General features: G+C 62.1%; 13 protein-coding genes. 10 read left to right on the top strand and 3 right to left on the bottom strand.

Going from position 1 to position 13,229, the window contains the following annotated elements; translation table 11 throughout:
- The first annotated feature begins 124 nt into the window (after window positions 1-124).
- Both ACOQPI_RS11715 and ACOQPI_RS11720 read left to right on the top strand, forming a co-directional pair.
- Window positions 125-898 (top strand): HNH endonuclease, encoded by a 774-nt coding sequence (locus tag ACOQPI_RS11715; RefSeq protein WP_420619810.1) that lies wholly within the window; start codon window positions 125-127, stop codon window positions 896-898.
- Window positions 899-1,503: 605 nt separating this feature from the next.
- A complete protein-coding gene (locus tag ACOQPI_RS11720) occupies window positions 1,504-2,076 on the top strand; it encodes a hypothetical protein (protein WP_420619811.1) in 573 nt (190 codons plus the stop codon).
- 2 nt (window positions 2,077-2,078) lie between these two features.
- Here ACOQPI_RS11720 and ACOQPI_RS11725 read toward each other — a convergent pair whose 3' ends face one another.
- Window positions 2,079-2,240 (bottom strand): hypothetical protein, encoded by a 162-nt coding sequence (locus ACOQPI_RS11725; RefSeq protein WP_420619812.1) that lies wholly within the window; start codon window positions 2,238-2,240, stop codon window positions 2,079-2,081.
- Window positions 2,241-2,500: 260 nt separating this feature from the next.
- Here ACOQPI_RS11725 and ACOQPI_RS11730 point away from each other — a divergent pair, with 260 nt between their 5' ends.
- The 8 genes from ACOQPI_RS11730 to ACOQPI_RS11765 all read left to right on the top strand — a co-directional run bounded on the left by ACOQPI_RS11730 (window position 2,501) and on the right by ACOQPI_RS11765 (window position 9,564).
- Window positions 2,501-2,755, top strand: a complete 255-nt coding sequence (locus ACOQPI_RS11730; protein WP_420619813.1) for a DUF433 domain-containing protein — start codon at window positions 2,501-2,503, stop codon at window positions 2,753-2,755.
- A 360-nt stretch (window positions 2,756-3,115) separates the two neighbouring features.
- Complete coding sequence (locus ACOQPI_RS11735) at window positions 3,116-3,712, top strand: phospholipase D family protein (RefSeq protein ID WP_420619814.1); 597 nt, start codon at window positions 3,116-3,118, stop codon at window positions 3,710-3,712.
- Between the two features lie 203 nt (window positions 3,713-3,915).
- Complete coding sequence (locus ACOQPI_RS11740; RefSeq protein WP_420619815.1) at window positions 3,916-4,056, top strand: hypothetical protein; 141 nt, start codon at window positions 3,916-3,918, stop codon at window positions 4,054-4,056.
- Window positions 4,057-4,206: 150 nt separating this feature from the next.
- Complete coding sequence (locus ACOQPI_RS11745) at window positions 4,207-5,487, top strand: DUF3644 domain-containing protein (protein WP_420619816.1); 1,281 nt, start codon at window positions 4,207-4,209, stop codon at window positions 5,485-5,487.
- A gap of 499 nt (window positions 5,488-5,986) precedes the next feature.
- Entirely contained in the window at window positions 5,987-7,225 is a 1,239-nt protein-coding gene (locus tag ACOQPI_RS11750; protein ID WP_420619817.1) for a DUF222 domain-containing protein, read from the top strand.
- Window positions 7,226-7,345: 120 nt separating this feature from the next.
- A complete protein-coding gene (locus ACOQPI_RS11755; protein ID WP_420619818.1) occupies window positions 7,346-7,846 on the top strand; it encodes an NUDIX hydrolase in 501 nt (166 codons plus the stop codon).
- A gap of 12 nt (window positions 7,847-7,858) precedes the next feature.
- A complete protein-coding gene (locus ACOQPI_RS11760; RefSeq protein WP_420619819.1) occupies window positions 7,859-9,100 on the top strand; it encodes a DNA polymerase IV in 1,242 nt (413 codons plus the stop codon).
- A 68-nt stretch (window positions 9,101-9,168) separates the two neighbouring features.
- Window positions 9,169-9,564, top strand: a complete 396-nt coding sequence (locus tag ACOQPI_RS11765) for a DUF3040 domain-containing protein (protein ID WP_420619820.1) — start codon at window positions 9,169-9,171, stop codon at window positions 9,562-9,564.
- Between the two features lie 77 nt (window positions 9,565-9,641).
- On the opposite strand, the gene ACOQPI_RS11770 is transcribed toward ACOQPI_RS11765, so the two are convergent.
- Together ACOQPI_RS11770 and ACOQPI_RS11775 are read right to left on the bottom strand one after the other, a co-directional pair.
- A complete protein-coding gene (locus ACOQPI_RS11770) occupies window positions 9,642-11,972 on the bottom strand; it encodes a transglutaminaseTgpA domain-containing protein (protein ID WP_420619821.1) in 2,331 nt (776 codons plus the stop codon).
- Window positions 11,969-13,228, bottom strand: coding sequence for a DUF58 domain-containing protein (locus tag ACOQPI_RS11775; RefSeq protein ID WP_420619822.1), 1,260 nt, complete (start codon window positions 13,226-13,228; stop codon window positions 11,969-11,971). Before ACOQPI_RS11775 ends, ACOQPI_RS11770 begins: the two co-directional genes overlap by 4 nt.
- Between the last annotated feature and the right edge of the window lies 1 nt (window position 13,229).

Consider the following 13,229-nt stretch of genomic DNA (forward strand, 5'->3'; position numbering starts at 1 on the left):
GAATCGCAGGTCGGAAACCCTTGTGGGCGGTCGGCTGCGGACCGTCGCGACTAGGGCTCTGCCCCCTTGTCCGAGTGGCCGAAAATCTGTTTTGTGGCTGCGGAGGGAGGCGTATCTTGTGACCGTGACCTCGATAGACAGCAGGGATCGGCCCGACAGGTTCGATGCGCTCGTCCGCAGCCTCACGGAGATCTATCCGGACATTTCCTATTACGCCGCGACGCTGTTCAAGACGGGCACCGGGGAGATGTTGGGGTTCTTTTCACGCTGGGCTGGTCTCTCTGAGGAATACTCGCTCGACAAGGGCATTGAACTGCGCAGGGCGGTGCCTGTCGAACCCGAGAAGTATTCGCGACTGTGGCAAGAACAAGGCTGGATTGCCGTCAATGACGACCTGGGGGTCTTGGTATTTTTTGGGGTCGGTGGCAACGCTTTCATTGCCGAGGACATCGCACGCAAGTACTTCGCCGTGGACTTGGAGCCGCATCCGGTCGCATCCAACGGTGGCGTGGGATTCAGGCACTACGATCCGAAGTCCCGGGAAGTCACGAAGCGCCGTCTCAGACCGAGGCAGAAAAGGCGCATCCTCGATAGCGACGGCTATCAGTGCAAGATATGTCACAAAAGGCAGTCCGCTTGGCCTGAAATTGAACTCCAGGCTCACCACATCAGGCCCTTCTCCCAAGGCGGGCTCACAATCGACGAGAACCTCATCACCCTGTGTAGCGAATGCCACCAAAGCCTCGATCCGCATTTTCAGTGGGACCTGTTCCTTTTGCCGGACGGCCCCTACGAGAAAAGCTACGAACAAGAGACTGCCGCCACCCACCCCGGAGGAGCAGAGGGACACCGCCGCCGCGTCGCCTCGCTGCTGGATGACCTGGCGGGCCGCGGCTAGCCGCTGCAAGCTGCTCGCGGCGGAGAGATCGCTCTCCTGAAACCTCTGAGCAACTGCCAGACTGAGATCATCGACCAGCGGCATCTACTCCGAGATGGCCGCGAGAACCCAGCTCTCAATGGGTAGGCAGTCAGCCAGCATCGCCTAGCTCCCACCCCGCGACCGTCGCGCAGATGCGTTGACATTCCAATATATCTCGATATATTTCAAGCAGAATGGGCATCTTGGTCGGAATCAAGGGTTGGCTGACTCGCATCAAGCATGCGGGTCGGGTTGCTTACCTGAAGGCTGCCATCTTCACGATTCCCCCTTCGATCATCGGTCTAGTCGTCTTTTGGAGCCAAGAGGGTTCGGTCAAGGCAGCCAATATTGCAGGCGGCGTCTCAGCGGTGGTCGCGATAATCGCTGCTTTCTATGTGCTCCACCCTCGGCTGAACTATTGGTTGCTGCCGCACAGGACCCGTCGAGACCACAACACCTACGTTGCGTGGCTAACCCTGACCGTCAGCAATGCCAGAGTTTTGCTGGCAGGGAGTCGAGGAAACGCGGGGGCTCGCACTGATGCTCTCGGGATCGTGCATCTCACGTCGGGAAGCCTCCCCAATGTGCCATCTAGTGCCATCGACATTCATTTTGGCGGACCCGCGGATTTGATGGAGCAGATCACCGGCTTCCAGAGGGTTGCCGAGGGGGTCATTGGCACAAGAGGAAGGGCGCTCGAGGATCCCCGGTTGACCTACCAGATGAACTTGATCACGGCTTTGGGCCATCTCCTCAGAGGGGTGGGATACGAGCTTGGTGGCCACGGCTATGTGACCGACCTGTGGGAGCAGAACTTGGGTGACTGGGTGATGTGCGCCCAAAGGCAGTACCGGGCACTGAAGAGGCCGCTGGGTTCCGCCGCTGCCGAAGACCAGCTTCTCAACCTCTTGGATCGCCTCCACACCCATGAGTTCAATGCAAATGCGGTCCAACCACTGAAAGAGGGAGACTTGGTGCGTTTCAGGATCCCAGAGGTCGAGTGGATCGACACGCTGAAGCTCACTTCTGATCCGGTGATCGTCGACCGCAGAGAAACCGGGCTGCCTGTGTGGAGGCTTGAGGTGGTAGATGCTGTGGGGACCGAAGCTGTGTTCACCTGCGACCGGACGGTCTTCGAGCCTGCCCCGAGCGGATGAACCTAGTCTTGCGGAATAATGCCCTTCGGTTCTCCCGAAGCACCGATGTACTCGCGGTAGAACACATCTCCGAGCCACTCATCTGTAGGAACAGGCCTGAAAGTGAACGATCCCACTTCGCGCTCTTTCTGCTGGTGTTCGGGATCCAAATTGGCGGACGTCACGCACTCACTCTCTCGTATTCAAGCGCGAAACGCAACAATTCCTCAGCATTTGGCCACACACACGGATGCCAACCGAAAGCAGAGGGTCACGCCATCACGGATGCCTCCGATCACTTAGGTCTAAGAGGGTCTTGTCCGCCATCCTCCTGCTTTGCGCGGCGACGAGTTGGCTGAGTCCGTCCCTCCGTTCCAGAAAAGGGATTGGGTCGGCGCTGGCTGCCGACGGCTAGCGTGGTTCCAAAGTCCTTTTGGGAGTAGGCATGGTTCCGGCGCGTCAGCTCATGGATCGCATCGCGGTCCGTCAGGATGTCTTTGGTGGCAAGCCGATTATCCGCGATCTGCGGATCGCGGTGGAGCATGTTCTCGGCATGCTCGCTGCGGGTGATTCAGCTGAGACGATTCTTCGCGAATACTCCCTATTGGAGCCCGAGGACATTCAAGCCTGCCTGCTCTATGCGCATCGCTCCATTGCCGGTGAGGATGTGCATGAGCGGCTGCCGGTCAGCGGTTTGTGAGGTTCCTGCTCGACGTTTGCGCCGTGCACCTCCTCGACGCCGGTCACCTCCAAACCGGCCGCGCCGAACCACGCCGCCGCACTAGCTTCAACCACCAGGGGCCTCCCGCCTCCTGGACTATGTGACAGTCACAAGAATCGGCGAGGCCCCCACCCTCAGTGGCGGACCCTCAAATCACCCCGGTCCCAGCTTCAACGCGAAGACCCGGTTTGGGGCGGCTGTTAGAGTCTTGAAGATTTCCGGAACTAGGCAGGTGCTTTGATCACAAGTCGGCTGTTTCTGAGGTTGTAGGACAGATGCCTCTTCCCTCTACGATGCTCGGCACTTGGCTCTATGGGACCTGGCTTTGATTCTCATGCGATGTCACGGATCGAGCGGTTCTTGGCTGACCACCCGGCTGGGCATCTCCACGTCGTAACCGGGTACACGTCGATGGCGGGGCTGGCATGGCTGGCGCGCAGGGCAGTGAAGAGGCCCGTGACGGTGGTGGTCGGTGACCTGCGAACCGGGATGGACAACTTCGAAGCCAGCGATGCCGCCGAAGCCGCGGAGTTCATCTCGCGCCCCGACGTTCGGATTCTTAATTGGTACCGGACTGACAAGAACAAGAATGGGGCTGCCATCGCCCATTCCAAGGTGTTCGCCGTAGAAGGGCCTGAGGGGAAGCCGATCGCAGTGCTGGCGGGGTCCGCCAACCTCACGATGACCGGGTTGAGCGCCAACGTGGAGACGATGGTCGAGGCTGTCGAGGAGGACCGGGAAGCGGCCTTCAAGCAAGTTGTCTGGCTGGAGCGTCAGGCGTGGGACGCTACCGACAGGGTCATGGAGAAAGCCCGGCCAAAAGAAGCCGCAGGGGCCGGCTGCATGCCGGCGTTTGTGTCAGCCGCATTGGCCCTTGCCCGGTACGCCGTTTTGGGCAGGCACACACCGACAGCGATTCCCAAACCCCTTCGTTAGCCGTCTCCTGGACCTCCCTGACGGCCTGTCCTGCTCCGTCTGTTACACGAAGGTCTCCCGAATGCGGCAACCAGCCGAGAGGGGGGATGCTCGTGGAGGAATCCCAGACCAATTGTCACTGCTGTTCGTAGTCTTGAACTATGGGGTTTTCAATCCTCTTGCGCTTGCTGCCGAGGCCAGCGAAACAATGGATTGCTGTCGTCATGGCGCTCTTGATGCTCTTTGTGTCGCCTGTTCGCGACTGGGTGATCGACCGCCATGTCAGCCGCATGGAGAGAAGGCTGGATCGTGTCATAGAGCACATGGAGGATGCTCCCATCAACGGGGCCCCAATGTCTGAATGAACCACGCAGAGCTGGAGCAAATGTCTGATCTTCCTCCCACAATGAGCGCCCAAACTGTGGTGTCCTCGCACAAATCACGGGGTTGTACATCGCCGTGGCATCCATTTGTGTATCGGGGGCCGGTGATTGCGATCAAGGTACCGTGACCGAATGTCCCAGCCCCCGAGTGACGCAGACGTTGAACTTGCCAGAAAACTCCTTGCGCTGTGGGACAACGGCAACGGAGTCTCCAAGAGCCAGTTGGAACGAGAGACTTGGGATGATGGGTCTTCTCATGGCCGGAGGTTCGACCGCTTCATCCGGGGAACGCTTGGTGTAGAGACATCGCGGCGCTCGCGGCAGACAGACCGCATCGCCGACCTCGAGACACAGATCGTGTCGCTGGGCGCGCACCCCGTCGGTGCAGAGGAAGTCGAGTGGCAGGTCCAGCTACAACAGGCCAGGGCCTCTTGCCTCGAAGCGCTGCGCATCTGGAACGACCCAACGAGCGCGTTTCGAACTGGAGCATTCTCGTTGCTGTTCGTCACTGCATGGAACAGTCTTGCGTTGGCGCTGCTTCAGCGAGAGGGCAAAGAATGGAGGCGACTTGACTCGTCTGGTCAGCCGACTCTCATTGATGGCACCGAGCAGTCGCTGGACACGCTTGAATTGATTGGCAGAGCATTCGCCGATCCTGAGTACCGCGGCATCCGGGAGAACCTTGCACGTTGGGTCGAGATTCGGAACGCTGTCGCGCATCGGCACCTTCCAGCACTCGACTACGTCGTCATTCCACTGGCACAGGCAGGGCTGCTGAAGACCGAGACCGTCCTCGTGGACCTCTTCGGCGCCGAATACGCGCTCGGAGAGAAGCTATCGGTGCCATTGCAACTCTCAGGCTTCCGGGACCCCGACGTGCTTGGGTCACGCAAGAAGCTCCAAGCATCGCTACCGCTTGACGTACAGGCTGTGCTCGCCCGAGCCTATGAAGCGACTGCTGACCTCCTCGCAGACCCCACCTACATGATGCGTGTCGCATTCATCCCCACCGTACCGGCTTCGGGGACAAGCCCTGATGTTGTGTCGTATTTCGTTCGACCCGGCGAAGTGCCCACGGAGCTCGAAGAAACCCTCGACAGATATGTCGTTCTGACCAAACCGACAGCTCGCCATAATTCCATCGCTACACTGGTCATCAAGGAGGTGCAACGACGGACTGGTTTCAAGCTCAACGCTAACCAGCACGCACAGTTGACAAGGACTCTGGGGGTGCGACCCGAACGCGGCGAACCGGACGGGACGCTGGACATCAAGTACGTGGAGTACATCATGAGCCTAAAGCGCTACCTGTACAGCCAAGCTTGGATCGACCTGCTTGTGGACAAGCTCTCGACACCAGAGAAGTTCGAAGAACTGATTGGCGTCCCGCCGGTGAAGATTGACGCGGCCTGAACAGGTGTCTGCAAGGAGCAGCGACCGCGGCAAACTCTCAGGAGGCCAGGCTGTATGTCGACTGGCCTTAGTCAGCTAGTCCGAGTAGATCTGCGAACCCAGAGGGCTTGAGATTCGACGCGGCGTCAAGCACGATTCTGGCTCTCTGGTGCGCGCGTTCGCGCTGCTGAAGTTATGATGGAGTTGCAATTATCAAAGGCGCTTAGGTTGCTAACCGAACGCCGACTCCTACGGCCGCCTTCGGGCGGTCGTAGCTGTTTTGGGGCTTGCACTTCTGCCCTTGCCCCATTCACGACGGAATTGAGGGTTTCGGAGGGTTGGCGATAGGGGGTGGACTGTGGAGAAATGTGAACCATGTTGCTTATGTTCAAATAGAATTCAACAAATTACAAGATAAATTAGCCTGTTCACGCTCATTTGAGGGGATGTTGTCACTGGGGTCGGTATACTTGCATGCATGGAGTTTGGGCCTCTTGAGCAGGGGAAACGGGCTGGAGACATGCCTTCTGGGGTGGTTTGGCCGGAGGTGGTTGATGTTGATGGGTTGTCGTTGTCGGAGTTGCGGGCTCGGCTGGGGTTGATCAAGAAGGCTGAGGCTCGACTGGCCGCGATGAAGACGGCCACGCTGGCTGCGTATTCCAACCGGGGAGGCAAGGGTTTGGCCCGCCGGGTGGCATTGGAAGAGCTTCAGGCCTCCAAGCAGCAGGCTCGGCGGGAGGTGGAGACCGCCTCCCAGTTTTCCCAGGTTCCTGAAACCCTCGACGCGCTGGGTGCCGGGGACATTCCCGCGGACCATGCCAAGCAGATCGCCAAGGCCGCTTCCCAGGGGCCGGTTGACGAGACCGTGCTGGTGGAAGCGGCCCGACACCAAGACTTCGGCACCTTCTCCCGGACGTTGCGCGACCACCAGCATGAGCAATCGGGCGACGACGGCAAGTCGCTGATGGCCAAGCAACGGGAGCGCCGCGACTTGAGCTTCTTCAAGTCGCCCGACGACGGCATGTTCATCCTGAACGGCCGGTTCGACCCCGTCGCTGGGAATCGGATCGAGGCTGCGTTGGCCGATGAGGAACGCCGTCTGCGGAACAACCAGAGCGACAAGGCGGCGGCCGATCAGGCTACGTTCAACCAGCGCCTGGCCGATGCCCTGGAGAATCTGGTCTGCGCCGAGTCTGGCGATCGCAAGCCGCAGGGCACCACCCTGGTGGTGACTGCCGATTGGGACTCGCTTAATCAGAAGCTGGCCGATGCCCGCCTGCTCGACGGTACGCCTCTGCCTCTGTCTGAGGCTCTGCGGCTGGGCTGCAACGCCGACATCCTGCCTGCTGTGTTCGACACTGAGGGCCAGGAACTGTGGGTGGGGCGCAAGTACCGCTCGGCTACCGACGCCCAGCGGGCTGCTCTGATCGTCCGGGACAAGCACTGCATCGGATGCGGCCGCTCGGCGGCATGGTGCGAGGTGCATCACATCACCGAATGGTTCCGAGGCGGGCTCACCGACATCGACAACCTGGTGCTGGTGTGCACCGGCTGCCACCACAGCATCCACGACGACGGCTGGGTTGTGCATCGAAACAAGAACGGCACCTACGAGTTGCGACCGCCACCCGAGCCTTGCGCCGATCTCCCACCCTGGAAATCCAAGTCCAAATCGCCTCCCCACGAGTGTGACCTCTTCCCCGATGTGGGAGTCAGCAACCATCGGCCCTGCAACGTTGAGCCTGTGCTGCTGAGCTGAGCTCCAGCTGACATCAGAGCCTCGGGGCCCTCTCCGTAGCGGACCACGGCGAGCATCAATGCCTGTGCTGCTGAGTTGACCTCAGAGCAGGTTGTCGCTGGGTCGGGCCATACTGGGGAGGTGCCGGGGCGAGTTCGGGATTGGGAGGTGGCCGGGGGAGTGGTCTTGCGGGGGGAGCAGCTGCTGCTGGTGCGGAACCGGCGCCGGAACGATTCAGTGGAGTGGAGCACACCCGGCGGGGTGGTCGATCCCGGAGAGACCCTGTTGGAGGCGCTGGGCCGGGAAGTGCTGGAAGAGACCGGCATCCAGGTAAGTCTCTGGGAGGGGCCGCTGTATGAGATCACCGTGGATTTCACCGATCTGGGATGGCGCCTCCGAGTGGAAGCCCACCGGGCGGTGGACTGGAACGGGGAGATCGTGCTGGAGGATCCCGACGGCATCGTGGAGCACGCTGATTTCTACGATCATGAAGAGTGCGAGGCCCACTTGGTGCAGAGCCCTCGCTGGGTACGCGAGCCGCTGCTGGAGTGGTGTCGCCAGCGTCCCAGCCAAATGCTGAGCTATCGCTATCAGGTGACCGGCACCGAGATCGACGGCCTCACCGTGGCCCGTCTCTCGTAGTCCCACCTGGCAATGGCGCAGAGCACTCAAAGCGGCGATACCCAATCGGGCACCATCCTGCACGTGGACATGGATGCCTTCTTTGTGTCGGTAGAGATGCTGCGGCGTCCTGAGTTGCGGGGCTTGCCGGTGGCAGTAGGCGGTTCGGGGAGTCGGGGAGTGGTGGCGTCGGCCTCCTACGAGGCCCGATCGTATGGGGTCTCATCGGCCATGCCCGCAGGGCAGGCCCGCCGACTGTGCCCCGAGATCGTCTTCTTGCCCGGCGACCACCAGCTCTACCAGGAGGTGAGCGGGCGCATCATGGTCATCCTCCGGTCGTTCACTCCGCTGGTCGAGCCCTTGTCGCTTGACGAGGCCTTCCTGGATGTCGCCGGGGCCCATCGCCGCCCAGTCGAGATAGGCCATTTGATCCGAGGACAGGTCCGCGAGGAAGAGGGCATCAACTGCGCGGTGGGGGTGGCTGCGATCAAGTTCTTGGCCAAACTGGGCTCCAAGCTGGCCAAGCCCGAGCCCACCCGGTCGGGACCGTCGGAGGGTGTGGGCGTGTTCGAGGTGCCGGTGGGCGAGGAGCGGGCGTTCTTGGCCCCTCGCCCGGTGAGCGACATCTGGGGGGTGGGCCCGGCCACCTTGGCCCGCCTCAGCCGGATTGGGATCGCCACAATCGGGGAGTTGGCCCAGTTTCCCCTTGAGCGCCTTGAGCAGGTCGTCGGCAAGGCCCACGGCCAGCATCTGCACAGCTTGGCCAATGCGGTGGACCCCCGTCCGGTGATTCCCGAGACAGCACCCAAGTCGATGAGCCATGAGAAGACGTTTCCCCGCGACGTACACACCCACGACGCCCTTGGAGCGGAGTTGGTTGCCTTGAGCGATTCGGTGGCCTCCCGACTGCGGACGGCAAGGGTGGCGGGGCGGACGGTCACCATCAAAGTCCGCTTCGGGGACTTCACCACCATCACCCGGTCTCACACCCTGGCGAGTCCGGTTGACTCGGGGGTGGTGTTGGCCCGGGAGGCCAAGCGGCTGTTGGAGGAAGTGGATGTGGACCCAGGTGTTCGCCTCATAGGGGTAGGAGTGTCGGAGCTTGAAGACCCCGGTCAGCGCCAGCTTTCCCTGGAGGATGCCGGCGCTCCTTCATGGCACGACGTGGACCGGGCCGTTGACCGCATCAGAGACCGCTTTGGAACCGAGGCGATTCACACCGGAGGAATCGCCGACGCCGGCCCTCGACAAACCGGCTGGACCCGGCTGGGTTGAGTCCGACAACCCCTTTGGCGCAGATAGCTGGCATTGTCTCAAGGGTCGGCCTGTGAGACACTTAGCAAGTGCCACTTTCCGAGGACGAGCAACGCATCCTCAGTGAAATAGAGGAACGGCTCTATGAAACCGACCCCGCACTGGCCCGCGAAGTCGGCCGGACCACGGTGTTCACCCATCCGGCCCGCAATCTCCGACTGGCGGTGCTGGGCTGCATAGCGGGGCTGGTGTTCATGATCGTGACCCTCTCAACCTCGTACTGGCTGTCTTTCCTTGGCTTCTTGGTCATGTTGGCGGCATCGCTGTGGGGGTGGAGCAACCTGCGCCAGCTTGGGCGGTTCGGGCTGCAACAGATCAGTGACAGCATCAACCGTGGCGACGTGAGCAACTACTTGCGCTCACCGGGCCGTCGAATACTCAATCGACTGCGTCGCGGTGGCGCGGAGCAATCCGAGCGCGACTAGCTCGGACAGACTGCCAGCAATCAAGCCCCAGCAAACAGGCCCCAGAAATCAGGGGCCCAGCAAACAAGCCCCAGCTATCAGGGTCCAATGGTCCAGCTGGGGCCGCGCCGTCCTCGCCATCGCGAGCCGAAGAGCGGCTGAGGGTTGAAGGCCGCGGCCAGCTTCTGCCCCCGGCTCACCCGGAAGTTCACCTCGGCCCGCACCGACAGCGACCACGTCCGGGCCAGCCACTGATTCCGATCGCTGGGCTCTGAGGGGGCGAACGTTGCGGCTGCGGCAAGTTCGCCCAGTTGTCGCAGGTCAGGGCTGTGAAGCGGGACTTGCTCAATGGCCCGACGGGCAAACTCGGCATAGGTCTCGTCCAATCGGGGCGTCATGTTGATGAGGGCCAGTGATTCCACCGTTTCCGTCCACAGCAGTCTGATCTTGCCCCGATTGCCAGTGATCTTGAGGAATCGCCGCTGACTTTGGACCTGCTTGAACCAGGGGATGAGCAGAATGAGCAGCACGGCCAGCACCGGGGCCAATATCGCTATCCAAGTCATCCAGGTCATCCCTCCGCCTCGGTTGCTCCCGAAATCGACCAGGGGGTTGTCCAAGTCCGGGGATTCAGGGGGGAAAAGGCTCTCGAAGTCGGTGGGGTTGTCGGGAGCGAACGGGGAATCGAGGTTCAGGTCATCCTCAACCGGAGCGATTTCCGAGGCGCCGATGGCCTGGTCCTCGGCTATTCCGGTGTAGTTCTGGGCACCGGGTGCGCCGCGGCCCGGTGTGGGTTCGAACGCTACCCATCCCGCACCGGCCAAATAAACCTCGGGCCAAGCATGGGCGTGCCTTCCGCTGACTACGTAGAGGTTCGGGTCGTCGGGGTCGGCTTCGCCCACCGTGAAGCCCACCGCCACTCGAGCCGGCAGGCCCACCGACCGGGCCATGGCGGCAAACGTCCCGGCAAACTGCTCGCAGTATCCCCGTCGGTTGCTCAAGAACTCCTCGATGCGGTTCTCGGAATGGCCGGGGGCCACATTGGCGTCATAGATGAAGTCCCCGTTGCGGAAGAATGCCTGGAGGGCCAGCGCCTGCTCATAGCCCGAACCGGCTCCGGCAGTCAGCTGGGTAGCCAAGTCCTGCACCCGAGGACTGAAGTCGGAAGGCAGCGCGGTGTACGACTCCACTTCGGGAATCAAGGCGGTATCAAGTGGGATGGCTTTGAGCGCCTCGGGGTCGAATCGCGGCAACGCCGACGACACGGTGTAGGTGAGCCCGTTGGAACTGACCATCGATCGCCCCACGATGAGGGTGGAGGATGAGGGCTCGTAGCTGATATCGATTGTTTCGGATGCTCCGGATGTCAACGACCGGGGTTCGAAGGCTGCGGGGACCCACACCGCGCCCAGCTGCTCGATGCTGAAATGCTGGACCGACTCGAGCACGCTGGTGCCCGACTGGAAGAGCGTGGGCAGCTGCGTGGGTTGGGCGGCATAGTCGGCTCGGGAAGTCCACACCCGACCGTCGAATTGATCCAACGAGGTAAGGCGCCAATAAGACCGATCTTCAGCCCGCACCCGGAACATCACCGCATCGCCTTGGTTCACCAGTCGGCCCCTGATGTCGACCAGGGGGCTGATCACCACCCTTCCCGAAGTCCTCTGGCCCCGGTTGACGGCTTCGGTCAGATCGACGATCGGATCATCTTGGGTGCCCAGAACCGGGCCGGCGGCAAGGGCCCCAATCAGTGCGACGCCTGCGATTGCCGAGCTTCCGACCAATAGCGCCCGGCGCCCAGACGAAGCCCGCCCCTCGCCCCCCAACCACCGGGCATCGGCGGTTCGGGCCGCCACTCGGTGAATCGAGGCGAACAACAGCAGGGCCCCGGTGAACACACCGATGGTCAAGACCCGGTGTTGGTCGCCGCCCACCAACCCCGCGAAGCCGGTGGCGGCGATGGGCAGCACCATTGGCTCGAACAGAGCCCGTGTTCTCATGGCGGCCCAGTCGTAGACAAAGGCCAGCAGCCACAACGCGGCCATAGCACTCACGGTGAAGCCGTCGCGCGGCGTCACCGGGGGGCTGAGTTCGCCGAATACCGTCCAGGCCTGCTCCAGATCGTCGCCCAGCTCAGCCCAGGTGTTTCCCGCTGGAATGCCCCAGAAAACGGTGCTCCAGTAGTGGGACCATGTCACCGTCAGGACCAAACCGACGCCACTGGCCAGTGCGGAAACCAGCATTCCCCAACCTATGCGGCGGATGGCAATGGCCAGCAGATGGCTAATGGCTGCGGCAACGTATACCGGCAGAACCCAGCTATCTCCTTCAAACACCCGAATGAGGCTGAAGGCGGTGGCCGCGGTCAGGACCGGGCCGGTGGCCTCCAGGGCTGCTTCCCACGCGCCTGATATACGAGAGGTGATCATGGTCGGTGATCGAAGGCAGTAGATGCAGCCGGGAAGGGCGGTGTCGAAAACTCCTCATGGGAGGCCGTATGCGTTGCCCATGCTTCGGCAAATCCCGAGGGTTCATCCACAGGCAGCAAGGCCGTCCCCGGGACGAAAGTAGGGGGCAAGCGCCCCGCTTGCGCCTGCTCAGCAGCGGTGAACAGCACCACCGTCTTGGAGGTGAACTGCGAGCCCAGCGGCGTCAGCGATCCGGCCTCGGTGCCGTCCGCTTCAGCGACAACGGCCACCACCAGCCCGCCGCCGTGCTCTCGTCCCAGCCGCTCAACCGCACCGATCAAACTGCCGACGTCGGGGCTGACGAGGGCCAAGTGCTCGTAGATCTTGTGAAGGTGAGCCGAATCACACCCAAATCCGCTGTCGTAGTCAGCGGTCGTGGTCAGACGGGTTTGGTCTCCCCGGCGCAGGCTGGCCCGACAGATGCTGGCCGCGGCCGACACCATGGCCTCGAAACGCTCAAAGCCGGCCTCAGCGTCTAACTCCGCGCTCCGAGTATCCAGCAAGACGGTGGTGTGAGTGTGGGAGAACTCCTCGAACTGGCGGACGATCAGCTCGTCGTGATGGGCGGACGACCGCCAGTGAATATGCCGCGGGTCGTCTCCCCTCTGGAACGGGCGCAATCCGTACAGCTCGTCGCCGCTTTGGGCCATGGGGCTGCGCCGAACGGCGTCGAAGGTGTTTCCGGGCAGGCGGGGGGGAGGCTTGATCGGGACCACTGCCGGGTAGACCAGCGCTTCGGCTTTGCTCCCGACCAGGAAATGCCGGGCTGCCATGCTCAGAGGATCGGCCACTGTCAGGGTGAGCGGCCCGGTAATGGCCCGACCTCTCTCTTCGGTAGGCAATCGGTAGCTCACCGTCAACCTGTCGCCCGACGACACCGGAGCCACCAGCAGGTCTGGTGACCGGAAATCGCTCATCGAGTTCTTGGTGGAAAACGAGATTTCGTCGGCCAGTCGCAGCACCGGGGTGCGGAAGCGGCTGGGGTTGGCCAGCTCCAACTGCACATGGCACTCGCTGCCCACGTGTATTTGCTGCGGTTTGAGCGACCGGGACATCGCCCGCAAAGGAGGGCAGACCTTGACGTAGGCCAACGCGAGGACAGCCACCGCGGTGCCGGCGACGCCTACGGCCAGCAACTCGCTGGAGCCGAACACCCAGCCTGCGGCTATCAGCAGCGCCGACCCGATCAGCAGCAGCCAGCCGGAAGGGGTGAGCATG

The organism is Candidatus Poriferisocius sp., assembly GCF_965219815.1.
Classification (GTDB): Bacteria; Actinomycetota; Acidimicrobiia; order Acidimicrobiales; family Bin134; genus Poriferisocius.

Bases quoted from the DNA above. Each gene is read 5' to 3' on its own strand.
- ACOQPI_RS11730 (WP_420619813.1), top strand. From the start codon at position 2,501: ATGGTTCCGGCGCGTCAGCTCATGGATCGCATCGCGGTCCGTCAGGAT.
- ACOQPI_RS11735 (WP_420619814.1), top strand. From the start codon at position 3,116: ATGTCACGGATCGAGCGGTTCTTGGCTGACCACCCGGCTGGGCATCTC.
- ACOQPI_RS11740 (WP_420619815.1), top strand. From the start codon at position 3,916: ATGGCGCTCTTGATGCTCTTTGTGTCGCCTGTTCGCGACTGGGTGATC.
- ACOQPI_RS11745 (WP_420619816.1), top strand. From the start codon at position 4,207: ATGTCCCAGCCCCCGAGTGACGCAGACGTTGAACTTGCCAGAAAACTC.
- ACOQPI_RS11750 (WP_420619817.1), top strand. From the start codon at position 5,987: ATGCCTTCTGGGGTGGTTTGGCCGGAGGTGGTTGATGTTGATGGGTTG.
- ACOQPI_RS11760 (WP_420619819.1), top strand. From the start codon at position 7,859: ATGGCGCAGAGCACTCAAAGCGGCGATACCCAATCGGGCACCATCCTG.
- ACOQPI_RS11770 (WP_420619821.1), bottom strand. From the start codon at position 11,972: ATGATCACCTCTCGTATATCAGGCGCGTGGGAAGCAGCCCTGGAGGCC.
- ACOQPI_RS11775 (WP_420619822.1), bottom strand. From the start codon at position 13,228: ATGCTCACCCCTTCCGGCTGGCTGCTGCTGATCGGGTCGGCGCTGCTG.